Here is a 24,541-nt window from a genome sequence, read left to right on the forward strand (position 1 = left end):
TGGCTCAGGATTGCTTGAAGGCGCTCAGGAAATCGGCCGTCTTGGTTGGCACGAATTCGGTGATCGCGTAGCTGGCGGCACCGGCTTCGTTGAACGGGTCCAGCTCGATCACCGCTTCGATATCGGCCCGGCTGTCGGCTGTGGCAAGAATGACGCCGCCGGTACGCGGCACCAGGCGTCCAGACATCAGGAACATGCCGTTGGCATATTGCTCGCGCAGGTACTCGCTATGCGCGGCGAGGAGCTTGTCGATTTCCTCGGCCGGTTTCAGGTACGTGAGCGTGATGATGAACATGATGGTGCTTTAGAACGGCATCTTGAAGCCAGGCGGCAGCGGCAGGCCGGCGGTCAGGCCGCTCATTTTTTCCGAAGCGGTGGATTCGGCCTTGCGCACGGCGTCGTTGAAGGCGGCGGCCACCAGGTCTTCCAGCATGTCCTTGTCGTCGCCCAGCAGCGATGGGTCGATCGACACGCGCTTGACGTCGTTCTTGCAGGTCATCACGACCTTTACCATGCCGGCGCCGGCCTGGCCCTCGACTTCGATCAGGGCCAGCGCATCCTGCGCCTTCTTCATGTTGTCCTGCATGGCTTGCGCTTGTTTCATCAGGCCGGCCAGTTGGTTCTTCATCATGGTGTGGTTCTCCGTATTTCGGTGTTGAGTATCGGGTTTAGTGCGCTGGCGTCATCGGCGCCACGATCGAGCCGGGCACGATGAAGGCGCCGAATTCGCGCATCATTGCTTTGATAAATGGGTCGGCGGCCACTGTTTCTTCAGCAGCGCGCTGGCAGTTCTCGCGGTGGACCTGGGCTTCGACGCTGGTGGTGTACCAGGCCTTGCCGATTTCGGTCTCGACGCGTGCGGCGCGGCCGAAGCGTTCGGCCAGCGCGGAGGTCAGCTTTTCAACGTTGGCCGGCGTAGCCCAGGTTTCGATCGGGCAGCGGATGCGGAACAGCGCCATATTGCCGTCGAATGCGCAGCTTACCAGCTCGGCCTGGGTGGCCAGCTGCTGCGCTACGCCGCGCAATGGCAGGTGGGCGGCCAGTGCCGGCCAGTTGCCGTCCCAGCCCAGTTCAGGAACCGGGGTGATGACGTATTCGTATGGCGCCTTGGCTGGCGCGGCGGCGCGCTGCTGCGGTGCCGCCTGCGCCATGCCGGAAATATGGTCGGCGCCGGCCGGCATTGCGGAATCTTCGGAGAAGTCGGTTACCCATGGCGGGAGGTCGTCTTCTTCGGCTTGCTGCTGCACTGGAGCAGCGCGGCGTTGCTGCGCTTGCTGCGGGGCTTCCATTACGGTGGCGGCGCCGCCCTGCTCATCCCAGGGCGCGCTGGCCGGCGCGGACGGTGCGCTTGGGGCCGGGGCATCTTCCCACGGTGCCGGCGCGCGTGGTGCGGCCGGCGCGGACGGCATTGCGGCGCGCGGCGCTGCGGATGCCGGCGGCGATGCAGGTGCCTCGGCTTGCGGCGCTGCCGGACGCGCCGGAGCCGGGGCGCGCTGGCCGGTGCGGGCGGCGGCGGCGGCACGTGCGGCTTCCAATGCAGCGGTGATGGCCATCTTTGCAGGGCTCATCGGACGGCTGTCGGCTGCTGGCGCAGGCTGCGGTGCTGGTGCTGGTGCAGGCGCTGCGACAGGCTGCGGCGCGGCGGCGGGCTGCGCGGGCATTGCCGGAGCGGCTGCGGCGGGTGCGGCGGCCGGAACGCTGGCCAGGTGCGAGGCGCTGGCAGCGTTTGCCGCGGGAGCGGCGGCAGGCGCCACTTGCTGGACCGGCGGTGCCGGCGGCACAGGCGGAGCAGCGGTGGTGGACGCAGGCGCCGGCTGGCCGACCGGAACACTCATGCGATCCGCAGTTGCGGACGAAGCAGCCATGGCGGCCGCGGCGGCCGCGCGGGCTGGATTCGCGCCGGCTGGACGAGCCGCTACCGGGGCGCTGGCCGGCTGGCCATCTGCCCCACCGAAGCCGGGCCGAAAGGCAAGCATGCGTAACAGGGTCATGGAGAAGCCGGCATATTCATCCGGCGCCAGCCCCAGTTCATTGCGACCGTGTACCGCGATCTGGTAATACAACTGCACTTCCTCAGCATCAAACAGGGAAGCCAGCCGCACGACATCGTTATATTCAGGCAGGTCCACAGGCACGGCGGAAGGCACGGTCTGCGCCAGCGCGATCCGGTGCAGCAAGGTGCCCAGGTCCTGCAAGGCGCCGTTGTAAGACAGTGAGCGCGACGCCATTTCATCGGCAACCGCCATCAGGTCCGCGCCATCCTTATTGGCCAGCGCGTCCAGCAGGCGCACCAGGTAGGACTGGTCCAGGGCACCCAGCATGCCCTGTACCGCATCCAGCGTCACAGCGCCGGCGGCGTAGGCAATCGCCTGGTCGGTCAGGGACAGGGCATCGCGCATCGAACCGTGCGCGCCCTGCGCCAACAGGCGCAAGGCCGGCTGCTCGAACACGACGTTTTCCTGGCCCAGGATATTTTCCAGGTGGCCGACGATATGCCCCGGCGGCATCTGCTTCAGGTTGAACTGCAGGCACCGCGACAGCACGGTGACGGGAATCTTCTGCGGATCGGTGGTCGCCAGGATGAACTTGATGTGCTCCGGCGGCTCCTCCAGCGTCTTCAGCATCGCATTGAAGGCGTGGTTGGTCAGCATGTGCACCTCGTCGATCATATAGACCTTGAAGCGCGCATTGGACGGTGCATACACCGCCTGCTCCAGCAACTGCGCCATTTCATCGACGCCGCGGTTGGACGCCGCATCCATCTCGACATAGTCGACAAAGCGGCCGCCATCGATCGCGGTACAAGCCTCGCACACGCCGCACGGGGTAGCCGTGATGCCGCCGTTGCCGTCCGGGCCGACGCAATTGAGCGACTTGGCCAGGATACGGGACAGCGTCGTCTTGCCGACACCGCGCGTCCCGGTAAACAGGTAGGCGTGGTGCAGGCGACCGGTATGCAACGCGTGGGTCAGCGCACGGACAACGTGCTCCTGGCCGACCAGCGTTTCAAAGTTCCGGGGACGGTATTTGCGAGCGAGGACTTGATAGGACATGATCGGGATTTTACCGTAGATAGCAGGCACTGCGGACAACATTAGGCGTTCGGCCAGACTTCGTCTAGACTTTGCCTTTTTTACAACTGGACCACCATGAAAAAGCTGCTCCTGATTGCCCTGCTGGCCAGCGTTGGCGCCGCCCACGCGGAAGAGCGCGAGTGGACCACCTATAAGAAGTTTGTCGAGTCGATCCGCCTGGATCGCTTCTACGCCCTGCCCGCCTCCGAGCGCGATAAGCTGGACTTCTATCTGACAGTGGAGCCGTCCAGCAAGAAACTCAAGGCCGCCGACATGAATTTAACGGTGGTCCATGCCGGCACGCGTACCGCACTGCCGCTTGACGACAAATCCCACCTGCGCATGGCGCCCAATCCGCAATGGCTGGCCGAAGACGCCAAAATCATGACATCCCAGGCCAAAGGCGAGAAGATCAGCGTGATCTACAACCTGGACGCGGTCGTGCCGGAAGGCACGCAGTGGCCTTATAACAAGCTGATGGGCAGCGTTGCCCAAGGCAATGCGGCAATTGGCAAGGTGGCAGGCGCTTTCAGCTGGTTTGCACCGACGATGAAGTCGGTCCTGCTGACTTTCGACAAGCCATCCCAGCTGACGATCCAGTCACGGCATGGCACCAAGCGCTTCCTCAGCGACGCCGAAAACAAGATCCGGCTGCCGGCCGAGGCTGCACTGCTGAAGGAAAATCCGCTGGTAGAGATTACCGCCCGCCCGCTGCAGGCCGAGCTGGATACCGAGTGAGAAATAAAAAAGCTGCCAATGGCAGCTTTTTTATTGAATTCAAAGAGGCGAGCCTGATCTGCGGCACTTGCGGTGAACAGCTTTGGCTGCTTCGTTCCCGACCTGACCAGGTTAACCGTGCCACAATGCGCAGGGGCCCGCCCGGGCGCAATTATAGGCTATAAACCGAGCTGCTGCCAAATATCATCGACACGGGCTTTCACTTCAGGTGTCATGGCGATGGTGGTACCCCATTCCCGGCTGGTCTCACCCGGCCATTTATTGGTAGCGTCGATGCCCATTTTGCTGCCCAGGCCACTGACCGGCGAAGCGAAATCCAGGTAATCGATAGGCGTATTGTCGACCAGCGTGGTGTCGCGGGTCGGATCAACGCGGGTTGTTATCGCCCAGATCACTTCCTTCCAGTCGCGGATGTTCACATCCTCATCCACCACGATAATGAACTTGGTATACATGAACTGGCGCAGGAAGCTCCACACGCCGAACATCACGCGCTTGGCGTGGCCCGCGTACTGCTTGCGGATCTGCACCACCGCCATGCGGTAGCTGCAGCCTTCCGGCGGCAAGTAAAAGTCGGTGATCTCGCTGAACTGCTTCTGCAGCAGCGGCACGAACACCTCGTTCAGCGCCACGCCCAGCACAGCCGGCTCATCCGGCGGCTTGCCTGTATAGGTCGAATGGTAGATCGGGTCGCGCCGCATCGTGATGCGGTCGATGGTGAAGACCGGGAACCAGTCCTGCTCATTGTAATAGCCGGTGTGGTCGCCATACGGGCCTTCCAGGCCGTGCTCATAGCCGGAAGGATGGTTTTGGTCCGGGTAGATATGCCCTTCCAGCACGATCTCGGCCGACGCCGGCACACGCAGCTCGCTGCCGATCGCCTTTACCAGTTCGGTACGGCTGCCACGCAGCAGGCCGGCGAATTGATATTCCGACAGGCTGTCCGGCACCGGCGTTACGGCGCCGAGGATGGTCGCCGGGTCGGCGCCCAGCGCCACGCAGACCGGATAAGGCTGGCCCGGATTCCTGATGCAGTGCTCACGGAAGTCCAGCGCGCCGCCGCGATGCGCCAGCCAGCGCATGATGACCTTGTTACGCCCCAGGACCTGCTGGCGGTAGATGCCCAGGTTCTGGCGCTTCTTGTTGGGGCCCTTGGTAATAACAAGACCCCATGTAATAAGGGGCGCCACGTCGCCGGGCCAGCAATGCTGGATCGGCAAACGTGCCAGGTCCACATCGTTGCCTTCCCAGACGATCTCCTGGCATGGCGCGCCGCGCATCTCTTTAGGCGACATATCCCACACTGCTTTGACCAGCGAGCCCAGGCCCATCAAGTCCTTGAAGCCTTTTGGCGGCTCGGGTTCTTTCAGTTGCGCCAGCACGTGGCCGATCTTGCGCAGCTCGCTCACATCGTCGGCGCCCATGCCCAGTGCCACGCGGCGCGGTGTGCCGAACAGGTTGCCCAGCACCGGCATGTCAAAACCGGCCGGCTTCTCGAACAGGATGGCCGGCCCGCCGGCGCGCAGGGTGCGGTCGCAGACCTCCGTCATTTCGAGGTGTGGTGAAACAGGCAAGCTTGTGCGCTTAAGTTCGCCCATCGCTTGCAGTTGAGAAATAAAATCTCGGAGATCGCGATATTTCATACTTTTTTACGATTATTTTGCTCCCGACGAGTCGTCTGAGCACTTTTAGTCAAGCCGTTGATTTTATTGGTTTTTGTCAATGTGTACACGAGAAAGTCATACTCAAAAGTAATAAAGAACGCGTTCGTTAGTATTGACGGGATATAATACGCCTCCTACAATTTGACCTACCTGATGAGGACATGGCCTCTATGCCAACTAAGTTGTCACTCATTACATTCACGGAGCATCCGGGCTCCACAGACATTTTAAGGAGTGTTTTTCACGAGGCGTCTGCCTCCATTCCGGAAAAAGTTGTGTTGCAACTGGCCCCATAGACCCGCCAGCTTTAGCAAACAATGATGGCGTCCAGTCCCGTGCGACCTGTGCGGCGGTGGGCGAAGATAACACTGATGTAACGACTATGGCACGTCGAATTGACCGCGGTTTTCACGCGGCGGGGACGCGTTTTGACTCTTACATTTCAGGGGAGTTCTGAATGAACAATCGATTCAATGGGTTGCTTGATGGCGCCCGCCTGTGGGCCAGCCAGCCCGCCGTGTGGATTTCCACGCAGAGCATTTCGGCACGCGGTCTGCTGACCGCCGCTCAGTCCATGCTGAGCCTCTTCGGTATCGCTGCACTGGTCATGGCTTGCGCCATGGTTGCCCGTCCTGAACTGGCATCCGACCTGGCCCACGCCCTGCGTGGCGAGCCGCCAGCGCCTCAGCAAATTGTGGTTGCACCTCCGCTGTCCGAGCTGATGGAAGCGCCTGCGGTGCGTCCGGCCGGCCTGGTCATCGCCACCGCCGACGCGCAGCCTGCTGCCGAGGACAAGGACCTGGTGGGCTCCAAGAAGCAGCAGGACGCCGTCACCAACTGGTTGTCCAAACGCTACCGCGTTGCGGGCGATGCGACCAATATGCTGGTCTCCACCGCCTACCTGACGGCTCGCGAAATCAAGATGGATCCGCTGCTGATCCTGGCCGTGATGGCGATCGAGTCGGGCCTGAACCCGTTCGCGGAAAGCCCGATGGGCGCACAAGGCCTGATGCAGGTGATGTCCAAGGTCCACACCGACAAATTCCAGGACATGGGCGGCGTGCAGGCTGCGCTGAACCCGGTCGCCAACATCCGCGTTGGCGCCCTGATCCTGCGGGATTACGTAGCCAAAGGCGGCTCCGTTGAAGCCGGCCTGAAATTCTACGTTGGCGCAGCCGCCTTCGAGACCGATGACGGCTACGGCTCGCGCGTGATGGCGGAATACTCCCGCCTGAAGCAGGTCTCCGCCGGCAAGAAGGTGCCTTACATCACCCCACCGCAGCAGGTTGCTGCCGCCCCTGCCCCGGCCAAGGCAAAAGAAGCCCCAACCACCGTGGCCCAGGCCGACAAGCAAATCAGTGCAGACCAGCTGGCCGGCCTGTAATCGCCGCCCGCAGCCCGCCAAGCCACCCTCGGGTGGCTTTTTTCTTTTGCCCATAACAAATGTCCACCTTGGGGTCAGGAACGGAAGTGGACAAAAAAAATGCCCTCCGCTGGGAGGGCATCTTGTTGCCTGAGGCGGATTAACGCTTCTTGTCTGCCGTGACTTCGTCGGCGCGCAGTTGGGCGGCCAGCTTGTCCAGCACGCCGTTCACGTATTTGTGGCCATCGATACCGCCAAAGGACTTGGTCAGCTCCACCGCTTCGTTGATCACGACGCGGTATGGAATCTCGACGTGGTTCTTCAGCTCGTACGCGCCGATCAGCAGCACGGCGTGCTCGACCGGCGACAGCTCGCTAATGCCGCGATCAACCAGCGGCGAGAACACTTCGCGCAGCTCGACCGATTGCTTGATGGTGCCACGCAGCAGGTCGGCAAAGTACTCGCCGTCCGCCTTGTCGAAGCCATGGGCGCTGCGGATATTGTTGACGACCTTGGCCGCTTCTTCATTGTTCAGCAGCCACTGGTACAGGCCCTGCAGCGCGAACTCACGTGCGCGGTGGCGCGGCGTGCGGTTCTTGCTCGGGTTAGCGTGCGTCATATTGTCAGTCATGTTCTTACCTTTATTGAATTACTCGTCGTCGCCCAGGTCCTGGTGCAGCTCTTCCAGGGCGATCGACAGGTTGGCCATTTCGACGGCGCAGCGGGCAGCTTCGGCGCCTTTGACGGCCATGCGGACTTCCGCCTGCTCGTCGTTCTCGGTGGTCAGGATGGCGTTGGCGATAGGGATGCTGTAGTCCAGGCCCACGCGGGTGATGCCCGCGCCGGATTCATTGGACACCAGCTCGAAGTGGTAGGTTTCGCCGCGGATCACGGCGCCCAGTGCGACCAGCGCGTCGAACTGGTTGGACTCGGCCATCTTTTGCAGCACCAGCGGCACTTCCAGCGCGCCGGGAACGGTCACGTGCAGGATATCTTCATCTTCCACGCCCAGGTTCTTCAGCTCTTGCAGGCAGGCGGACAGCAGGCCATGGCAAACGTCTTCGTTGAAGCGTGCTTGCACGACGCCGATGCGCAGGTTTTCGCCGGACAGGTTGGTTTCGTAGGTTGCTACGGTCATGGTGGTCCTCTTTTCTGGATTCGGGTTAAGCCGCGCTCAGGCGGCAGGTTTGGCCATGTAGCCGGTGACTTCAAGGTTAAAGCCGGTCATCGAAGGCATCTTGCGCGGGCTGGCCAGCAGCTGCATCTTGTGGACGCCCACATCGCGCAGGATTTGCGCGCCGATGCCGTAGCTGCGCAGGTCCATGCTGGCGGCGCGCCCAGTTGGGCGCACGTTCTTGTCCAGCGCATCGAGCTGGCCGAACAGCTGCTCCGCGGTCTCGCCGCAGTTCAGCAGCACCATTACGCCCTGCTCCGACTGCTTGATTGCCTTCATCGAGGACGACACGTTCCAGGAGTGGGTGGTAGCTTCGGTTTCCAGCAGGTCCAGGATCGAGACCGGCTGGTGCACGCGCACCAGCGACTCCTTGCCAGGGGCCATATCACCATGCACCAGCGCCAGGTGGGCCGCGCCGCTTGGCTTGTCGCGGAAAGCGATCATGCGGAAGTCGCCGTGCGCGGTGCGCAGCGGACGTTCGGCAATGCGCTCCACCATGCATTCGTTCTGGCTGCGGTAGTGGATCAGGTCAGCGATGGTGCCGATCTTCAGGCCGTGTTCCTGGGCGAATTCCAGCAGTTCCGGCAGGCGCGCCATGGTGCCGTCGTCCTTGATGATCTCGCAGATCACGGAAGCCGGCATCAGGCCAGCCATCGCGGTCAGGTCGCAGCCGGCTTCAGTATGGCCGGCGCGCATCAGCACACCGCCCGGCACAGCGCGCAGCGGGAAGATGTGGCCCGGCTGCACGATATCGCTTGGCTTGGCGCCTTTCGCCACGGCCACCTGGATGGTCCTGGCGCGGTCGGCGGCCGAAATGCCGGTGGTGACGCCTTCCGCCGCTTCGATCGACACGGTGAAGTTGGTGCCGAACGAAGTGCCGTTCTTGGCCGTCATCATGGTCAGGTCGAGCTGGTTGCAATGCTCTTCGGTCAGGGTCAGGCACACCAGGCCGCGCGCGTGCTTGATCATGAAATTGATCGCTTCCGGCGTGACGTGTTCGGCGGCCAGCACCAGGTCGCCTTCGTTTTCACGGTCTTCTTCATCGACCAGGATCACCATGCGACCGGCGCGCAGTTCGGCGACGATTTCTTCGGTGCTGGAAATGGACATATTTTTTCCTTTGATGTGAGGCACAGAGCGTTTCTTTGTTAACCCGCTATTTTAAAGGATTTGGCGCACTTCCGCCCCCTCGGGCGCCGCCATTAGGCGATTTGGCCTAGACTAAATTGCTTTTCAACCCTAAAGGAGGCAGCGATGAAGACTAGCGGTTCGGCCGTCTGGACTGGCGGCATCAAGGATGGACGTGGAGCGATCAGCACTGCAAGCGGCGCGCTACAGGCGGCGCCATATGGATTTTCCAGCCGTTTCGAGGGCAAACCGGGCACCAATCCGGAAGAATTGATCGGCGCGGCGCATGCCGGCTGCTTCACCATGGCCTTGTCGCTGATCCTGGGCGAAGCGGGCCTGACCGCCGAAAAGATGGAAACCAAGGCTGAAGTGACGCTGGACAAGGTGGCGGACGGCTTTTCTATCAGCGCCATCCACCTCGACCTGCAAGCCAAGATTCCTGGCGCAGACAAGGCGAAGTTCGAAGAACTTGCCAATAAGGCAAAACTCGGCTGCCCGGTTTCCAAGCTGTTCAATACCAACATCACCCTCACCGCCACCCTCCTGTAATCGCCAACCGGGGCGCTTCGCGCGCCCTTTTCAAAATTTTCCTTGAATTTTTTAATTGCGATCACTATTATTAAGTCATTCGATGACGACCGTCATCATTAAACCATCAAGGAAACCATCATGAACCTGAAAGATTCCGTCGTATTCATCACTGGCGCAAACCGTGGCCTGGGCCTGCAACTGGCAAAAGCAGCGCTGGCCGCCGGCGCGAAAAAAGTCTACGGTGCCGCCCGCGACCCGAAAACCGTCACCCTGCCCGGCGTCACCCCGGTCCAGCTGGACGTGACCAAACACGACGAAATCTCCGCCGTCACCCGTGAATACAAAGATGTGACCGTATTGATCAACAACGCCGGCATTGTCCGCGCTGGAGGCATCATGGCCGACAACGCCCTCGAGCAAGCACGCGCCGAGCTGGAAACCAATGTGATCGGCCCAATGCTACTCAGTAAAGGCTTCGCCCCCACGCTGAAAGCCAACGGCGGCGGCACCATTGTCAACATCCTGTCCGTGCTGGCTTGGTATAGCCAAGGCCCGACCAATACTTACAGCATGTCCAAATCAGCTGCCTGGGCGTTGACCAACGGCCTGCGCATTGAACTGGCCGCGCAAGGCACGCAAGTGGTGGGCGCCCACATGGGCTATATGGATACCGACATGACGGCCGGCTATGAAATCGACAAAGTCAAGCCAGAACACGTCGCCGCACAAATCTTCGCAGCACTGGCGGAAGGTAAAGAAGAGGTGCTGGCGGACGACCTCACCCGCCAAGTAAAGCTGGGCATCAACGCGGAAGTGCCTGCGTACATCGCCGCAGCACGCGCTGCTACCTGATTGCACCCAAGGCGTAGCACCATATGCCACGCTAACTACTGGCAAATGCCCTTGGTCGATCACAGCCAAGGGCATTCCTGATGGGCGACTTGAAAGCTTAAGGGTTATCTGCGATGCGCTAGAAAACGAATGAAAAGATCCGAACGCCTGGAAAACTGCTGGAGACAACAGAAAGTCTCAACGCTTATATTTATAGGCTCAACCCACCTGACATCGCGTGTCAGCCCTAAGGTGATGGACGGCTTCCGCCCCAAAGCCGCCTATGGCCCCTTGTTGGCAAAGATCTGCAACCCATATCTAAGCGACTGTTATCAGAGGAAGCCCATCGCAATTTTTTTCCGAGAAACTCGATCGATTTAGGCTTATCACCAAATCAGAGCTCTATTTTGGTCTCCAGGAATTCGAGATACTTGGGGTCATCTTCCATAAAGATATCCATCCCAGCCCCCATATATGCTCGCGTCAACTCGTCAGCAGCATCTGTAAGATTGCCACGCTCGAACTGGACTTGACCCAGCCGCAAATGAATATATGGATTGCCCAATCCCTCCGGGCACTTGAGCGCATTTGCGAGAGCTTGGAACGCTTTATCGTACTTGCGCCCCTTAAAGCAAACATCACCAATCGCCACGTAGACCCACGTGGCAGCTTTCCAGTCTTGATGATTCTCGGGCAATAGCTTCAGCGCATCCAGGTAATGTCTGAAAGCGCCCTCGTAGTTCCCGGCATCCGACTGCTCGTCTCCTTGCTTGCACAGCGCTGTGATTTGCGAATACACATTTTCCGAAAGCTCTTTCACCATTATTCCCAATCACCATTACGAACACTAAAAAATCCTACCCGTTCAGCCACCGCCGCTGGCGACAGTAAGTTCTTGCACAAACCAAGCTCACTGCCCGCTTCTGGCCGGCCACTGCCGCCCACAGGTTGCCTAAGTCAACTAAGAGCAAGCCAGCGCCAGAAGCAACTGAAATGGTGAGTCATTCACGAGGCTCGAAGAAGCACCCCAATCAGATTAACCAGCCACGTTGAGCGACAGCATGCGCTCCACATAACGGGCAATCAGGTCAATCTCCAGGTTGACTTTGGAACCTGCTTTCAGGTGCTTCAGGGTCGTGACCTGGATGGTGTGCGGGATCAGGTTGATCGAGAACGAGCAGCCGGAGGCGCTGTCTTCAACACGGTTGACGGTGAGCGACACGCCATTCACCACCACCGAACCTTTGTATGCCAGGTATTTCGCGAGGTCGCGCGGGGCTTCGATCACCAGTTCGTGCGATTCGCCGACCGGTTCGAACTTGCGCACCACGCCCAGGCCGTCAACGTGACCGGAGACCAGGTGGCCGCCCAGGCGCTCGGCCAGGGTCAGGGCTTTTTCCAGGTTCACTTCGGTGGTGGTGTCGAGGCCGACGGTCTTGTTCAGGCTTTCGCGCGAAACGTCGACGGTGAAGCCGGTGGCAGTTTTCTCGACCACCGTCATGCAGGCGCCGTTCAGGGCGATCGAGTCGCCCAGGCCGACGTCGTCCATCGGCAAGCCGCCCGCGTCCACGTCCAGGCGCACGCCTGCATCAGCGCCGCCTTCCAGCGGGGTTACGGTTTTGATTTTGCCGACAGCGGCTACGATTCCAGTAAACATAGTGATCTTTAATGAGGGTTGAATCGGGCAAGGATACGCAAATCGGCACCGACTTGCTTGACCTCGTGGAATTTCAGGCTGTGCTTGCCGCTGAGCTCCGTCAGCGCCGGCAGGGCGAACATGCCTTGCGCGTCGCCCAGCAGGGTTGGCGCCAGGTAGACCAGCAACTCGTCCACGCAGCCTTCGCGGATCATGGAGCCATTCAGCTTGCCGCCCGCTTCGACGTGCAACTCGTTGATCTGGCGGCGGCCCAGTTCGCGCATCAGCTCCGGCAAATCGACTTTGCCATGCGCATTCGGCAGGACGATGATCTCGGCGCCCTTGTCGCGCAGGATTGCTTCCTTTTCCGGATGGTGGGCGGCGGCAACGATCCAGGTCCCGCCACCTTCCAGCACGCGCGCTTGCGGGCTGATTTCCAGTTTGCTGTCGACCACGATGCGGCGCGGCTGGCGCGGCGTTTCGACGGCGCGCACATTCAATTGCGGGTCGTCGGCTTTAACGGTGCCGATGCCGGTCAGGATGGCGCAGGCACGCGCGCGCCAGGCATGGCCGTCGGCGCGCGCTTCAGCACCGGTGATCCACTGGCTTTGGCCATTATGCAAGGCCGTCATGCCATCCAGGCTGGCAGCGGTCTTCATTCGCACCCACGGCAGGCCATGGCGCATGCGGTGGAAGAAGCCGATATTCATTTCATAGGCCTGGTCGGCCAGCAGGCCACTGGCGACCTCGATCCCGGCGGAGGAAAGGCGTGCCATGCCATTACCCGCAACCAGCGGATTGGGATCTTCCATTGCTGCGACGACGCGCCCCAGGCCTTCCCGCACCAGCGCATCGGCGCAGGGCGGCGTGCGGCCGTGGTGGCTGCACGGCTCCAGCGTGACATAGGCGGTAGCGCCGCGCACGTTGTGGCCACGGCGCTTGGCGTCCTTCAGGGCCTGGACTTCGGCATGATCCTGGCCGGCGGCTTGCGTCACGCCTTCGCCGATCACCAAGCCGTCGCGCACGATCACGCAGCCGATGCGCGGATTCGGGGATGTGGTGAATAGTCCTTTTTCCGCCCATTGCAGGGCGAGCCGCATGCCTTCGAGGTCGCTGTTGATATTCATATGCTTGCGCAGGTTGCCGGTTCCAGGACTGGATCGCATAAACGCGCCCTGCCCTGCATATTGATCTTTATGTTGCGCTGCGTGCCTGCCAGTTCAAGGGTAATGGTGCCAAAGTTGGCGGCATTCGGGTGGGCGGCGCGGCAGCTTCTTCCTGCTGCATTATATGAAATATAGGCCGGGGCCGTGTTGTCGGTGAACCTGGCCCTCACTTGCAGGCGCTCGGAAGCGGCCACGTGGCGGAACAGGATAGCCTCGCCTTCGTCGGCGCTGCGGTTGGCATTGGCGTCGATGACAATCAGCCAACCTTGCTGCCAACTTCCGTTTTTTGCCAGAAGGGTAACGACGCGGCGGCGGGCGATGGCCTGGGCGCGGGTGTCGTTGATCGCTGCCAGCAGGTCGGCGGAGGCGGCGCGCAGCTGGCGTCCGGCCAGCATATTGCTCAGGTCCGGCAAGGCGGAAGCGAACAGGATTGAGAGGATGGCAAGGACGATCATCAGCTCCATCAGCGTGAAGCCCGGCCGCGCCCCCGCCGTCTCATACGCCTCGCGCTTCAGCGCCAGCAGCTGCGGGAGGGGCCGGTGGCGAGATGCAGCCCGCTGCTGGTGAGGATAAGGCGTTCGCATTGCGGATCCCTGAAGCGGTTGTCGACATTGGATGTGCCGGGCGTGGCAACCAGCTGGATGCAGTCGCGGATTTGCTGGCCGTCGCAGGCCTTCCCTTCCAGCTCGTAGGCACTGGAACTCGCGGTACGGCCCGACCACCAGCGGTATTCGCTATCGGCATTCATGGAAAAAGCGGCGTAGCTGTTGAAGCGGGTGAAGTGCCGCTCTTCCTGCTGCATCAGCTCCTGAAGTGCGGCTTGCGCTTCACTGCGGCGCATGCGGATGACGGCTTCGCTCCAGACTGGTATTGCCACTGCGGAGAGAATGCCGATGATGACGAGGGTGGTCAGCATGCCGAGAAGGCTGCCGCCAGCGGAGGTGCGCGTGTTCATTGGCCGTCCTCGCGCGACGCGGCATCGTGCAGCGCCTGCCAATCCATGATTTCGCGCCAGCTGTGACGGTGCACCGGCGCTGGTGGCGCGTAACTGGCCTGCAGCACAGCCTCGGCGCCGGGTCGCGTGCCGAAGCCGATCACCGTCACCCGGTAGTAGTGGGCTGGCGGGGCACCGGCCGGGGTAAAGGCAATGCGCTCCACGAGATAGCGCGGGCGGCGGAAAGGCAGCGCACCCTGCCCGGTTTCCATCGAGGCGCCGGTTAACGCACCGTATTCGGTGCCGCCATTGCCTGCCAGGTCTACGCTTTGCCACGCGGGTGCGCCCCGTGCGTCAGGTGCCGACTCGAGTGGCTGGCTTAGGCCAGCGTTGATATCGCGTTCCGCATCCATCAGCGCATCCTCCGCAGACTGAAAGGCGATCAGGCGGTCTCGTTCAGCGCGGGCGGCCTTTTCGCCCAGCATCGCCATTTGGGCTGCCGATGCGCCGATGGTCAACGCGGCGAGCAGCAACAACATTGTTACGGGAAGAGTGACGCCGCGCTGGTAGGGATGCATGGCAACCTCCATTACGGATTGCGCAGGGCGACGGACGCCGTGAACAGTCGGCGCGCCAGATGGCGCATTGGCTCGGGCAAGCTGGCTTCGTCGATGTGTGCGCCTGGATCGGCGCCTGGGAACAATTCGTAGCTGCTTAGCAGGTTACCGCTTCGTGAACCGCGCTCGCCGTGCAGCAGCAAGGCAATGCGAACGCTGGCGACACGGCGCCAAAGCGATGCATCACGTGCGTTCATCGCGCTGGCAGTCAGGTAAAGGTTGGGGATGTGGTCGCGCGGGTTGTCGGTATCAACGCCATACAGGACGTGGAACGCGTCCACGCCGCGCACCACGGCATCCGAGCCCCATCCATTCTCGCCTTTGTATTTGCAACGTAGTTCGGCAATACCGTCGCTCGCTTGGGCAATGTAGAAAATGCTCCATGCCCATTCGCCGGCATCGGCCGGAAAACCGGCGCAATTGAGCATGGCACCGCCGCCCGATGCGCCCGCGATCGCCGTGGGAGCGTAGCGGATGGCAAGTACATCGCTGCCGTTGATCGCCGGCAGCGCAGCGCCCAGGCCATCCGCATTGCTTGCGACGCTTGCAGCATCGCGGCCTTCGATAGCCAGGGGCGAACCAGGCGCGGCGCCCGCCCCAGCGCCCGGTTCGCCGGGATAGCCGGCCTGGCGCAGCGACTGGCTAATGATGGCCAGGGCGAAGCGGCCACTGTCGTCGATCCGCGAATTGGCGCCGTTGTGAAGAAAGTCTCCATTGGAAGCGTGCAGCAGGGAAGCTGCCGCCAGCGCAACCAGCAAGCTAAGCGCCATGGCGATGAGGACTTCGGTCATCGCCAGTCCATGGTCGTGCGCCCTCACTGCGAGCCTCCCGCGCTTGGCGGCGGCACCGGCGGCAGCCCGGCGAGAGCGATAGGCAAGGCGATGCCAGGCGCACTCGCAAAGCTGGTGCTGGCGCCATCTGGCCGCCGGCTGCGCCAACCTATCTTGATAACGACCGGAGCATCAGCGGCACCCGAGCATGGCCACTGAAACTGCCCGCCACGCGCGGCAGCCGAGTCGCGGCAAATCACCGCACGGGCAAGCGGCAACGCAGCCATCAGATGCCGGCGGAACTCGTTCAGGTCAGAGCGTACGACGGCGCCTGAATCACATGGAGCATCCGCACAGGCGGGCAAAGCATCAGACGCTCCGGCAAGCGCCGCATCAAATTCAAACCCCAGGTAGGCAGAGGACTGCGCGGCGTTAGCGCGCATGCGGTCAGCAAGCGTGGCGGCGGCCTGCAGGGCTTCGGTCTGCAATGCCGATTCCTGTCGAGTGCGCATGGCGTGAGCCTGCATTGCCAGCGCTCCGACCAGCCCTACGGCCAGCAACAGCAAGGCAACCAGCACTTCCACCATGGTAAAACCCGCAACTGGACGACGCATGGCGCAGCCCTCCCCTGCTGATCACATTAGTCAGCAGAGGACTCGCGGGTTTGAGGAATATCAAGCCTTGGTAGAGAGCTCTTGACCGTCGCCAACTTCTTCGATCGCGTCCTGGAATTCGGCCAGGTCTTCGAAGTTTTTGTAGACGGAAGCGAAGCGGATGTAGGCCACTTTATCGAGGCGCTTGAGCTCAGCCATCACCAGCTCGCCAACGAAGACGGAATCGACTTCGCGCTGGCCGCTGGTGAGCAGTTTTTCTTCGATGGAGGAAACCGCCTTGTCGACGGACTCGGCAGCAACAGGGCGTTTGCGCAAGGCCAGCATCAGGCTGGCGCGCAGCTTATCGGCCGAATACTCGGTGCGGCTGCCGTTTTTCTTGACCACATAGGGCATAGTCAACTCGATCCGCTCCCATGTGGTGAAGCGCTTATCGCAATTCACGCAGCGCCGGCGCCGCTTGATGGCGTCCCCTTCCTCCGACACGCGGGTGTCGAGGACTTGGATATCATCGTGCTGGCAGAACGGGCATTTCATGGATGTGGCGTCTCTTATTATGTAATGAAAAAGCGCCGGACCTTACGATCCGGCGCCTCGATAGTACCAACCGGGTGCTTAGGCGTAAACAGGGAATTTATCAGCCAGCACCTTCACAGCGGCTTTCACGCGCTCGATGGTTGCTGCGTCGTGCGGGTTATCCAGCACGTCGGCGATCAGGTTGCCCACTTCTTCCGCTTCCGCTTCCTTGAAACCGCGGGTGGTGAAAGCTGGCGAACCGAGACGAATGCCGGAAGTCACGAATGGCTTCTGTGGATCGTTAGGGATGCCGTTCTTGTTGCAGGTCATGTGAGCTTGGCCAAGGATCGCTTCCGCTTCCTTGCCGGTCAGGTTCTTGGCGCGCAGGTCGACCAGGAACACGTGCGATTCGGTGCCGCCGGACACGATGCGCAGGCCGCGCTTGATCAGGGTCTTGGCCAGCACGTCGGCGTTCTTCACCACTTGCTGCTGGTAAGCCTTGAATTCCGGGGTCAGCGCTTCCTTGAAGGCCACTGCCTTGCCAGCGATCACGTGCATTAGCGGACCGCCCTGGATGCCAGGGAAGATCGCGGAGTTGATGATCTTTTCGTGTTCGGCTTTCATCAGGATGATGCCGCCACGTGGGCCGCGCAGGGACTTGTGGGTAGTCGAAGTCACGAAGTCAGCGTGCGGCACCGGGTTCGGGTACAGGCCAGCGGCGATCAGGCCGGCGTAGTGAGCCATGTCGACCATGAAGTAGGCGCCAACGGCCTTGGCTACTTTAGCGAAACGCTCGAAGTCGATCTTCTTGGAGAAGGCCGAAGCGCCGGCGATGATCAGCTTAGGCTTGTGTTCTTTCGCCAGGGCTTCCATTGCGTCGTAGTCGATATCTTCTTCAGCGGTCAGGCCGTAGGAAACAACGTTGAACCATTTGCCGGACATGTTCAGCGCCATGCCGTGGGTCAGGTGGCCGCCTTCTGCCAGCGACATGCCCATGATGGTGTCGCCTGGTTTCAGGACAGCGAAGAACACGCCCTGGTTAGCCTGGGAACCAGAGTTAGGCTGCACGTTGGCCGCTTCAGCGCCGAACAGCTGCTTCACGCGGTCGATGGCCAGTTGCTCGACGACGTCCACGTACTCGCAGCCACCGTAGTAGCGCTTGCCTGGGTAGCCTTCGGCATATTTGTTGGTGAGCTGGGAGCCCTGGGCTTCCATTACGGCTGGCGAAGTGTAGTTCTCGGAGGCGATCAGCTCGATGTGGTCGTGCTGGCGCTTGTTCTCGTTCTGGATAGCGGCAAACAGCTCCGCGTCAACGTTGGCGAGGGTGTGATCTTTTGCGAACATGAAATTACTCCAGTTTTTAAGGCAGATTGGATCGAATCGGGAGCCAAAAAATGACAGGGCAGCCGAAACGCACGTTTCCATCGTGGCTGCCCAGGCGAACGGCTGATTGATGTATCTCACGTTCCCCGGTGGTTGCCCACCTCTCACCAGCAGCGCAAGCGCCAGCTAGTTTTTCGCCAGTTACGTGAGACCGTAATGGAGTCAGGATTGTATGTTAAGTGGCAAATAACGGCAACGGTTGTGCCGGTTTCGCCGAAATCCGGCGAAATCCGGTGCCAGGTCTGTCATTTGGACATGGACGCACGACCTTTGACTTTGCGCAATTCGCGAATTTGCTCGTTTTCCCGTATTGAGAAAGCTCAGACGTTAGCGCTAGCTGTCCGAATGACAGACCTGGCACCGAATTTCGCTGGTTTACCGGTTTGGCGTTAGAATCCCCAAAGTTAATAATGGGAGTTCGACCATGATCGTGTTAGTTACCGGTTCAACCGCTGGTTTTGGCGCCGCGATGGCGCGTGTTTTCGTCAAGAACGGCCACAAGGTGATCGCCGCTGGCCGCCGTGCCGAGCGCCTGGAAGCCCTGGCCAGCGAATTGGGTCCGAACTTATTGCCAGTTAAGCTGGACGTGACCGATAAGGCTGCGATCCATGCCGCAATGGCCTCCCTGCCCGCTGATTGGAAGGAAATCGACGTCCTTATTAATAATGCGGGCCTGGCCCTCGGCATCAAAGGTGCCCACGAAGCGGATCTGGAAGACTGGGAAACCATGATCGCCACCAACTGCACCGGCTTGGTCACCATCACCCGCGCCTTGCTCCCTGGCATGGTCGAGCGTGGCCGCGGCACCATCATCAACCTGGGCTCGGTGGCCGGCGCCTATCCTTACCCGGGCGGCAATGTCTACGGCGCCACCAAGGCTTTCGTGGAACAGTTCACGCTTAACCTGCGTGCCGACCTGATCGGTACCGGTGTGCGCGCTACCAATATCGCGCCTGGCCTGTGCGGCGGCACCGAATTCTCCAACGTGCGCCTGAAAGACGATGCGGCAGCGGCCAAAGTCTACGAGGGCACCGCCCCGCTGACCGCGGAAGATATCGCCGACACGGCTTTCTGGATTGCAACATTGCCGCAACACATTAATGTAAATTCCATCGAACTGATGCCAACCTGTCAAGGATTCTCTCCATTCGCGATCAAACGCGGCTAAAATGCCGCCGCATATAAGGGAAAACCGTAAGCAATTGTTACCAGATTGTGCAAAATACGATACCGCTGATTCATTTGGCGTAAAATGTTGCCGATTCTCACTTAGTAGCTCTTCTATCTATGTCGTCTGAGTTCACCTGGGAGGTCCGCGTCTATTACGAAGACACGGATGCCGGCGGAATTGTCTATTACGCGAACTATTTGAAGTTCTTCGAGCGCGCGCGCACCGAGTGGTTGCGCTCCCTCGGAGTTAACCAGGACAGCCTCCTGCGCGAACACGACGCCATGTTTGTTGTCAAAAATGTCAGTGCGGACTACCACGCGCCGGCACGACTGGACGATGTAATAAAATTGACGCTTCGTATTGATAAACTGGGCCGCGCTTCGATCCAGTTTGTACAGGAGGCGTGGTGCGGCGACCGCCTCTTAAATACTGCCCACGTTAAAGTTGGCTGTGTCGACTCGGCCCTGCGCCCTCGCGCCGTGCCGGATGCCGTTGCGGCCCGCATGCGCGCATAATAATTAGATTGAGAAACAATGAACGTCACCCAAGACCTTTCCTTCATCGCCCTCATCACCAACGCACACCTGATCGTTCAGTTGATCATGGCGCTGCTGCTTGCGGTTTCCGTTATCAGCTGGACCTACATTTTCAAGAAGCTGTTTGATGTGCGCAGTGCGCGCAATCAGACCGTCGAATTCGAAAAGACTTTCTGGGCAGGAGGCAACCTGCACGCCCTGCACGCCAGCGCTGGCAGCAACCGCGCCAGCAGCGGCGCCCTGGCCCGCATTTTCGAAGCCGGCATGGGTGAGTACATCAAGGGCAAGCAAGCTGCTGCCAGCAGCCGCGACATGAATATGGGCGACGTGCTGGATGGCGCCCGCCGCGCCATGCGCGCTGCTTTCCAGCGCGAGATGGATGCGCTGGAAGCGCACCTGGCCTTCCTGGCTTCGGTCGGTTCCGTCTCCCCTTACATCGGCCTGCTCGGTACCGTGTGGGGCATCATGAACGCCTTCCGCGGCCTGGCCAATGTGCAGCAGGCGACGCTGTCGGCTGTGGCGCCCGGTATTGCCGAAGCGCTGATCGCGACAGCTATCGGCCTGTTCGCTGCAATTCCGGCCGTGGTGGCGTACAACCGCTTCTCGCACGACATTGACCGTCTGGCGATCCGCTTCGAGAGCTTCGTTGAAGAGTTCTCGAACATCCTGCAGCGCCAGTCCCGTTAAAAGGCAAAACAGAAGATGGCATCCTCCTTCTCAAGTGGCCTGCGCGGCAGCCGCGGCGGCCGCAAACTGAAGTCCGAGATCAACGTCGTGCCTTACATCGACGTGATGCTCTGCCTGCTGATCATCTTCATGGTGATGCCGACTTCGAACAACCCGCAGTCGATCGACCTGCCGCACGCTGAAAAAGCGTCGCGTCCGCCGGATGCCTACATCCAGGTGCAGGTGAAGCCGAACGGCTCGCTGATGATCGGCATCGCCGGCAAATCTGCCGATGCGCCGGAAACCGAACCGAACCGCGAAGCCCTGGTGCGCAAGCTGCGCGCCTTGCACGAACAATATCCTGAGTACCCGGTGCTGATCGCCGGCGACAAGGAAAGCAAGTATGACGACGTGATCACACTGATTTCCGAAGCGAAGAAGTTGGGGATTAACCGCGTTGGCTTGGCAACGAAGTAAGGCATGGCAATGACGATGGCAGATGCAGGCGGACCGTACCGTGTGCCGAAGCGGCACGGCGGCACGCGCGCGTTTGCGCTCGCCGCGGTGATGCACGGCGTACTGTTTGCGTTCCTATGGGTTGGCATTCGATGGAACAATGACCCGGTCGGCGTTGATGCCGAGATCTGGGACATGACCACGCAGATGGCCGCACCGCAGGCGCCGCAACCGGAGCCGCAGCCAGAGCCTGAACCGGAACCGCCTGCGCGCACGCCGGAGCCACCTCCTCCACCGGAAGTGGTGAAGCCAGTGCAACCGGATCCGGAAATCGCGCTGCAGAAGAAGAAAGAAAAAGAAAAGAAAGAAGCGGAAGAGAGGAAGCTGGTTGAGGCGAGGAAAAAACTCGAAGAAGAGAAAAAGCGCCTGGCCGACCTCGAGAAACAGGACAAGCTGAAGAAGCAGGAAGATGATAAAGCCAAAAAACTGGCGGAACTGAAAGAGAAGGAAAAGCTCGCCAAAGCCCGTGCCGCGGAAATGCAGCGCATCATGGGTTCGGCAGCTGCAGGCTCCACCGGAACTGCTGCACGTTCGACCGCGCCTAACCTGGACAAGGGCTACGTCTCGAAGCTGCGCACCAAGATCATGGGCCGCATCGATTATCCTGGCGCCAAGCAGGATATCGAAGCAAGGTTCATGGTCAGCCAGCTTCCTAGCGGCGAAGTCATGTCTGTTAAGAAAACAAAGAGCAGCGGCGTAGCTGCGTATGACACTGCGGTGGAGAATGCGATTTATAAGGCCTCGCCCCTGCCCAAGCGTGACGACGGCACGGTGGCGCGCGAGCTTGAACTCGTGTTCAATTTGAAGGACGTACCTTGATGAACAAAGCTAAATTGATGTTCGTAGTTGCCGGCACAGCGTTTGCGCTGTCGGCACAAGCGCAGTTGCGCGTCGAAATTTCCGGCGTTGGCAGCAACCAGATCCCGGTCGCCATCGGCCCATGCGCCGGCGAAGCCTCAGCCCCGGCCCAGATCTCGGAAATCGTCAAAGCCGACCTGACCCGCAGCGGCATGTTCAAGATCATTGACGCCACGCCGACCACCAACCTGATTCAGACTGAAGCGACCAGCTGGAAGGCGCGCGGCGCCGACGCGCTGGTAGCCTGCTCCGTGCAGCAGCTCGGTAACGGCCAGTTCGAAGTGCAGTACCGACTGATGTCGACGGTGCAGGGCAATGACCTGTCCGGCTTCCGCGCCCCGATGCCGAACCAGTACGGCCGCCTGGCAGCGCACAAGATCTCCGACGACGTGTATGAAAAGCTGACCGGCATCAAAGGCGTGTTCTCGACCCGCATCGCCTACGTGGTGCAGCAAGGCCGCCAGTACCGCCTCGAAGTGGCCGATGCCGACGGCGAAAACGTGATCCCTGCCCTGACTTCGACCGAGCCAATCATTTCGCCATCCTGGTCGCCGGACGGCACTAAGGTCGCCTACGTCTCGTTCGAGCAGCGCAAGCCGGTGGTCTACGTGCAGAACCTGGTGACCCGCCAGCGCACCGTCGTGGCCAATGAAAAGGGCAACAACTCCGCACCGGCCTGGTCGCCGGACGGCAAGCGCCTGGCCGTGGCCCTGTCCAAGACCGGCAACACGCAGATCTTTATCGTCAACGCCGACGGCAGCGGTATCCGCCGCCTGACCAATGGCAGCACCATCGACACCGAACCGCAATTCAGCGCCGACGGCCAGTCCGTCTTCTTTACCAGCGACCGCAGCGGCGGCCCGCAGATTTATCGCATGAGCGTCAACGGCGGCGAAGCCCAGCGCGTGACGTTCGGCAGCTCGTACAATATCAGCCCGCGCATTTCCGCTGACGGCAAGACGCTGGCTTATATTTCGCGGCGCGATGGCGGCGCCTTCCAGTTGTTCGTACTGGACCTGGAATCCCGCCAAGAGCAACGCCTGTCCGATACCACCAGCGACGATTCGCCAAGCTTCGCTCCGAATGGCAAGTACATCCTGTACGCCACTCAGAACGGCGGCCGCCGCTCGCTGGCGGTGGCATCGACAGACGGCCGGGTTAAGCAGCGCCTGAGTATTCAGGCGGGCAATATCAAGGAACCCACTTGGGGCCCTTTCATGAAGTGAAGAAGTAAAAGAAGTAAACGAGAAGTAGCACCTTTAACGACCAGGAGAAATAAAAATGCGTAACGTAAAACACGTAGCCTTCATCATCGGTACCGCCGCCCTGCTGGCAGCTTGCTCCACCCCACCAGCTCCACAGAAGCCAGTTGAAGTGGTTGAGAAGCCAGCCGAGCCAGTCAAGCAAGCTGACACCCGCGCAGTTGAGCCAGTCAAAGCAGAAGTTGACGAACTGGACATCCCAGGCGGCAAGCTGGCCAACCGTTCCGTGTACTTCGACTTCGACAGCTACGTTGTTAAAGCAGAAGGCCAGGACGTGGTGCAGAACCACGCTGCCTACCTGGGCAAAAACCAGCGCGCTATCCTGATCCAGGGTAACACCGACGAACGCGGCGGCTCCGAGTACAACCTGGCCCTGGGCCAGAAGCGTGCTGAAGCTGTGCGCAAGTCGATGGCAGCCCTGGGCGTGCCAGAAGGCCGCATGGAAGCCGTGTCCCTGGGCGAAGAAAAGCCTAAGGCTGAAGGCCACAACGAAGAAGCATGGTCGCAGAACCGCCGTGCTGACATCGTTTACAAAGCTAAGTAATTCGCTAGCTTAACAATGCCGCACAAGGGGCAGCGCGCAGTTTATACTGCGCCCTGCCCCATTTCTTTTTTTGTGCAAGGAAGAAAAAATGAATTTCACTAAGTCTGCCCTGATGGCAGCCCTGTTCGCTGCCACCCTGCCCCTGACCGCATCCGCCGGCATCTTCGACGATGACGAAGCGCGCAAGGCCATCATGGACCTGAAGTCCAAGGTCGCCAAGCTGGAGGCGGACCTGAAAAACCTGATCGACACCAAGACCGACAAGAGCACCACGCTGGACATGATCTCGCAGCAGGACCAGTTGCGCGAAGAAGTTGCACGCCTGCGCGGCCAGACCGAAATCCTGCTGAACGAAATCCAGATCGCGCAAAAGCGCCAGAAGGACTTCTACACCGACCTCGACGCCCGCATGAAGAAGCTGGAGCCGCGCCAGGTGACCATCGACGGCCAGACCTCCTCGGTCAATATGGACGAACAGAACGCCTACGACAGCGCGATGGCGCAGTTCAAGAGCGGCGACTACAAAGGCGCAGCCAGCGCACTGGGCGACTTCGTGAAGCGCTTCGGCGCATCGGCCTATGCTCCGAACGCCCAATACTGGCTGGGTAATGCCCACTACGCCCAGGGCGACTGCAAGAACGCCATCAGCGCGCAGCAAGTCGTGGTGAAGACCTGGCCGGACAATGCCAAGGCCGCCGACGCCATGCTGAACATCGCCAGCTGCCAAACCGAGCTGAAGGCTGTCAATAATGCTAAAAAGACATTACAGGACCTGATCAAGAATTACCCGGGCACCCCTGCGGCAGCTACTGCCAAGGACCGCCTGAAATCCATCAAGTAAAAAGTGCAGGC

The 24,541-nt window shown here is 60.6% G+C and carries 29 protein-coding genes, 1 other RNA gene and 1 riboswitch; of the genes, 12 read left to right on the forward strand and 18 right to left on the reverse strand.

Features of this window, described 5'->3' with window-relative positions; all coding sequences use genetic code 11:
- Positions 1-4: 4 nt before the first annotated feature.
- Genes ASE26_RS08235 through dnaX form a run of 3 tightly spaced genes read right to left on the reverse strand, consistent with a single transcriptional unit; the run spans position 5 to position 3,053 of the window.
- A complete protein-coding gene (locus ASE26_RS08235) occupies positions 5-295 on the reverse strand; it encodes a YciI family protein (RefSeq protein ID WP_055935073.1) in 291 nt (96 codons plus the stop codon).
- 9 nt (positions 296-304) lie between these two features.
- Entirely contained in the window at positions 305-631 is a 327-nt protein-coding gene (locus ASE26_RS08240; protein ID WP_055935076.1) for a YbaB/EbfC family nucleoid-associated protein, read from the reverse strand.
- A 37-nt stretch (positions 632-668) separates the two neighbouring features.
- Positions 669-3,053: a DNA polymerase III subunit gamma/tau gene (dnaX, locus tag ASE26_RS08245; protein WP_055935400.1), complete on the reverse strand. Its 2,385-nt coding sequence runs from the start codon at positions 3,051-3,053 to the stop codon at positions 669-671.
- Positions 3,054-3,149: 96 nt separating this feature from the next.
- Here dnaX and ASE26_RS08250 point away from each other — a divergent pair, with 96 nt between their 5' ends.
- Positions 3,150-3,812 (forward strand): DUF2987 domain-containing protein, encoded by a 663-nt coding sequence (locus ASE26_RS08250; RefSeq protein WP_055935078.1) that lies wholly within the window; start codon positions 3,150-3,152, stop codon positions 3,810-3,812.
- A 43-nt stretch (positions 3,813-3,855) separates the two neighbouring features.
- On the opposite strand, the gene ffs is transcribed toward ASE26_RS08250, so the two are convergent.
- Together ffs and ubiD are read right to left on the reverse strand one after the other, a co-directional pair.
- Positions 3,856-3,954, reverse strand: an RNA gene (ffs, locus tag ASE26_RS29750) — signal recognition particle sRNA small type.
- A 16-nt stretch (positions 3,955-3,970) separates the two neighbouring features.
- Positions 3,971-5,455, reverse strand: coding sequence for a 4-hydroxy-3-polyprenylbenzoate decarboxylase (ubiD, locus tag ASE26_RS08255; RefSeq protein WP_082507495.1), 1,485 nt, complete (start codon positions 5,453-5,455; stop codon positions 3,971-3,973).
- A gap of 478 nt (positions 5,456-5,933) precedes the next feature.
- Here ubiD and ASE26_RS08260 point away from each other — a divergent pair, with 478 nt between their 5' ends.
- A complete protein-coding gene (locus ASE26_RS08260) occupies positions 5,934-6,860 on the forward strand; it encodes a lytic transglycosylase domain-containing protein (RefSeq protein ID WP_055935084.1) in 927 nt (308 codons plus the stop codon).
- A 139-nt stretch (positions 6,861-6,999) separates the two neighbouring features.
- Here the strand turns inward: ASE26_RS08260 and nusB are convergent, their stop codons facing one another.
- The 3 genes from nusB to ribBA are packed head-to-tail and all read right to left on the reverse strand — an operon-like array spanning position 7,000 to position 9,123.
- Entirely contained in the window at positions 7,000-7,470 is a 471-nt protein-coding gene (gene nusB, locus ASE26_RS08265; RefSeq protein WP_055935087.1) for a transcription antitermination factor NusB, read from the reverse strand.
- A gap of 18 nt (positions 7,471-7,488) precedes the next feature.
- Positions 7,489-7,977: a 6,7-dimethyl-8-ribityllumazine synthase gene (ribH, locus tag ASE26_RS08270; RefSeq protein ID WP_055935089.1), complete on the reverse strand. Its 489-nt coding sequence runs from the start codon at positions 7,975-7,977 to the stop codon at positions 7,489-7,491.
- 36 nt (positions 7,978-8,013) lie between these two features.
- The gene (gene ribBA, locus ASE26_RS08275) at positions 8,014-9,123 is read right to left on the reverse strand and encodes a bifunctional 3,4-dihydroxy-2-butanone-4-phosphate synthase/GTP cyclohydrolase II (protein ID WP_055935091.1); all 1,110 of its coding nucleotides are present in this window, start codon (positions 9,121-9,123) and stop codon (positions 8,014-8,016) included.
- 144 nt (positions 9,124-9,267) lie between these two features.
- On the opposite strand from ribBA, the gene ASE26_RS08280 reads away from it, so the two are divergent.
- Together ASE26_RS08280 and ASE26_RS08285 are read left to right on the forward strand one after the other, a co-directional pair.
- Complete coding sequence (locus ASE26_RS08280; RefSeq protein ID WP_055935096.1) at positions 9,268-9,690, forward strand: OsmC family protein; 423 nt, start codon at positions 9,268-9,270, stop codon at positions 9,688-9,690.
- Between the two features lie 120 nt (positions 9,691-9,810).
- Complete coding sequence (locus tag ASE26_RS08285; protein ID WP_055935099.1) at positions 9,811-10,524, forward strand: SDR family oxidoreductase; 714 nt, start codon at positions 9,811-9,813, stop codon at positions 10,522-10,524.
- A gap of 373 nt (positions 10,525-10,897) precedes the next feature.
- On the opposite strand, the gene ASE26_RS08290 is transcribed toward ASE26_RS08285, so the two are convergent.
- The 10 genes from ASE26_RS08290 to glyA form a co-directional block, all read right to left on the reverse strand.
- A complete protein-coding gene (locus tag ASE26_RS08290) occupies positions 10,898-11,326 on the reverse strand; it encodes a hypothetical protein (RefSeq protein ID WP_055935102.1) in 429 nt (142 codons plus the stop codon).
- A gap of 213 nt (positions 11,327-11,539) precedes the next feature.
- Positions 11,540-12,160: a riboflavin synthase gene (locus ASE26_RS08295; RefSeq protein ID WP_055935104.1), complete on the reverse strand. Its 621-nt coding sequence runs from the start codon at positions 12,158-12,160 to the stop codon at positions 11,540-11,542.
- Between the two features lie 8 nt (positions 12,161-12,168).
- Positions 12,169-13,266, reverse strand: a complete 1,098-nt coding sequence (gene ribD / locus ASE26_RS08300; RefSeq protein WP_057245976.1) for a bifunctional diaminohydroxyphosphoribosylaminopyrimidine deaminase/5-amino-6-(5-phosphoribosylamino)uracil reductase RibD — start codon at positions 13,264-13,266, stop codon at positions 12,169-12,171.
- Positions 13,263-13,889, reverse strand: coding sequence for a GspH/FimT family pseudopilin (locus ASE26_RS08305; RefSeq protein ID WP_082591314.1), 627 nt, complete (start codon positions 13,887-13,889; stop codon positions 13,263-13,265). The genes ribD and ASE26_RS08305 overlap by 4 nt, the downstream gene beginning before the upstream one ends.
- Positions 13,817-14,260, reverse strand: coding sequence for a type IV pilin protein (locus tag ASE26_RS08310; RefSeq protein WP_055935112.1), 444 nt, complete (start codon positions 14,258-14,260; stop codon positions 13,817-13,819). The genes ASE26_RS08305 and ASE26_RS08310 overlap by 73 nt, the downstream gene beginning before the upstream one ends.
- On the reverse strand, positions 14,257-14,817 hold the full coding sequence (locus ASE26_RS08315) for a PilX N-terminal domain-containing pilus assembly protein (RefSeq protein WP_229207246.1): 561 nt from the start codon (positions 14,815-14,817) through the stop codon (positions 14,257-14,259). Before ASE26_RS08315 ends, ASE26_RS08310 begins: the two co-directional genes overlap by 4 nt.
- An 11-nt stretch (positions 14,818-14,828) precedes the next feature.
- Complete coding sequence (locus ASE26_RS08320; protein WP_055935114.1) at positions 14,829-15,647, reverse strand: PilW family protein; 819 nt, start codon at positions 15,645-15,647, stop codon at positions 14,829-14,831.
- 23 nt (positions 15,648-15,670) lie between these two features.
- Positions 15,671-16,240, reverse strand: coding sequence for a type IV pilus modification protein PilV (gene pilV / locus ASE26_RS08325; protein ID WP_082591315.1), 570 nt, complete (start codon positions 16,238-16,240; stop codon positions 15,671-15,673).
- A 60-nt stretch (positions 16,241-16,300) separates the two neighbouring features.
- Positions 16,301-16,774 (reverse strand): transcriptional regulator NrdR, encoded by a 474-nt coding sequence (gene nrdR, locus ASE26_RS08330; RefSeq protein ID WP_055935119.1) that lies wholly within the window; start codon positions 16,772-16,774, stop codon positions 16,301-16,303.
- 78 nt (positions 16,775-16,852) lie between these two features.
- Positions 16,853-18,097 carry a serine hydroxymethyltransferase gene (gene glyA, locus ASE26_RS08335; protein ID WP_055935124.1) on the reverse strand — a complete coding sequence of 415 codons (1,245 nt, stop codon included), beginning with the start codon at positions 18,095-18,097 and terminating at the stop codon, positions 16,853-16,855.
- An 81-nt stretch (positions 18,098-18,178) separates the two neighbouring features.
- A riboswitch (ZMP/ZTP riboswitch) is annotated at positions 18,179-18,291 on the reverse strand.
- Between the two features lie 269 nt (positions 18,292-18,560).
- Between glyA and ASE26_RS08340 the strand changes: the two genes are divergently transcribed.
- The 8 genes from ASE26_RS08340 to ybgF all read left to right on the forward strand — a co-directional run bounded on the left by ASE26_RS08340 (position 18,561) and on the right by ybgF (position 24,530).
- Positions 18,561-19,304: an SDR family NAD(P)-dependent oxidoreductase gene (locus ASE26_RS08340; RefSeq protein WP_055935126.1), complete on the forward strand. Its 744-nt coding sequence runs from the start codon at positions 18,561-18,563 to the stop codon at positions 19,302-19,304.
- A gap of 119 nt (positions 19,305-19,423) precedes the next feature.
- Positions 19,424-19,822 carry a tol-pal system-associated acyl-CoA thioesterase gene (ybgC, locus tag ASE26_RS08345; protein WP_055935129.1) on the forward strand — a complete coding sequence of 133 codons (399 nt, stop codon included), beginning with the start codon at positions 19,424-19,426 and terminating at the stop codon, positions 19,820-19,822.
- Positions 19,823-19,840: 18 nt separating this feature from the next.
- Entirely contained in the window at positions 19,841-20,530 is a 690-nt protein-coding gene (tolQ, locus tag ASE26_RS08350) for a protein TolQ (RefSeq protein ID WP_055935132.1), read from the forward strand.
- Between the two features lie 15 nt (positions 20,531-20,545).
- Positions 20,546-20,986 (forward strand): ExbD/TolR family protein, encoded by a 441-nt coding sequence (locus tag ASE26_RS08355; protein ID WP_055935135.1) that lies wholly within the window; start codon positions 20,546-20,548, stop codon positions 20,984-20,986.
- 3 nt (positions 20,987-20,989) lie between these two features.
- Positions 20,990-21,844: a cell envelope integrity protein TolA gene (locus ASE26_RS08360; protein WP_057245981.1), complete on the forward strand. Its 855-nt coding sequence runs from the start codon at positions 20,990-20,992 to the stop codon at positions 21,842-21,844.
- Entirely contained in the window at positions 21,844-23,109 is a 1,266-nt protein-coding gene (gene tolB / locus ASE26_RS08365; RefSeq protein ID WP_057245983.1) for a Tol-Pal system beta propeller repeat protein TolB, read from the forward strand. Before ASE26_RS08360 ends, tolB begins: the two co-directional genes overlap by 1 nt.
- Positions 23,110-23,164: 55 nt before the next feature.
- Positions 23,165-23,689, forward strand: a complete 525-nt coding sequence (pal, locus tag ASE26_RS08370; protein ID WP_055935143.1) for a peptidoglycan-associated lipoprotein Pal — start codon at positions 23,165-23,167, stop codon at positions 23,687-23,689.
- Between the two features lie 88 nt (positions 23,690-23,777).
- Positions 23,778-24,530: a tol-pal system protein YbgF gene (gene ybgF / locus ASE26_RS08375; protein WP_055935145.1), complete on the forward strand. Its 753-nt coding sequence runs from the start codon at positions 23,778-23,780 to the stop codon at positions 24,528-24,530.
- Positions 24,531-24,541 lie beyond the last annotated feature (11 nt).

Origin of the sequence: Duganella sp. Root198D2 (assembly GCF_001428585.1) — a bacterium.
GTDB lineage: Bacteria > Pseudomonadota > Gammaproteobacteria > Burkholderiales > Burkholderiaceae_D > Rugamonas.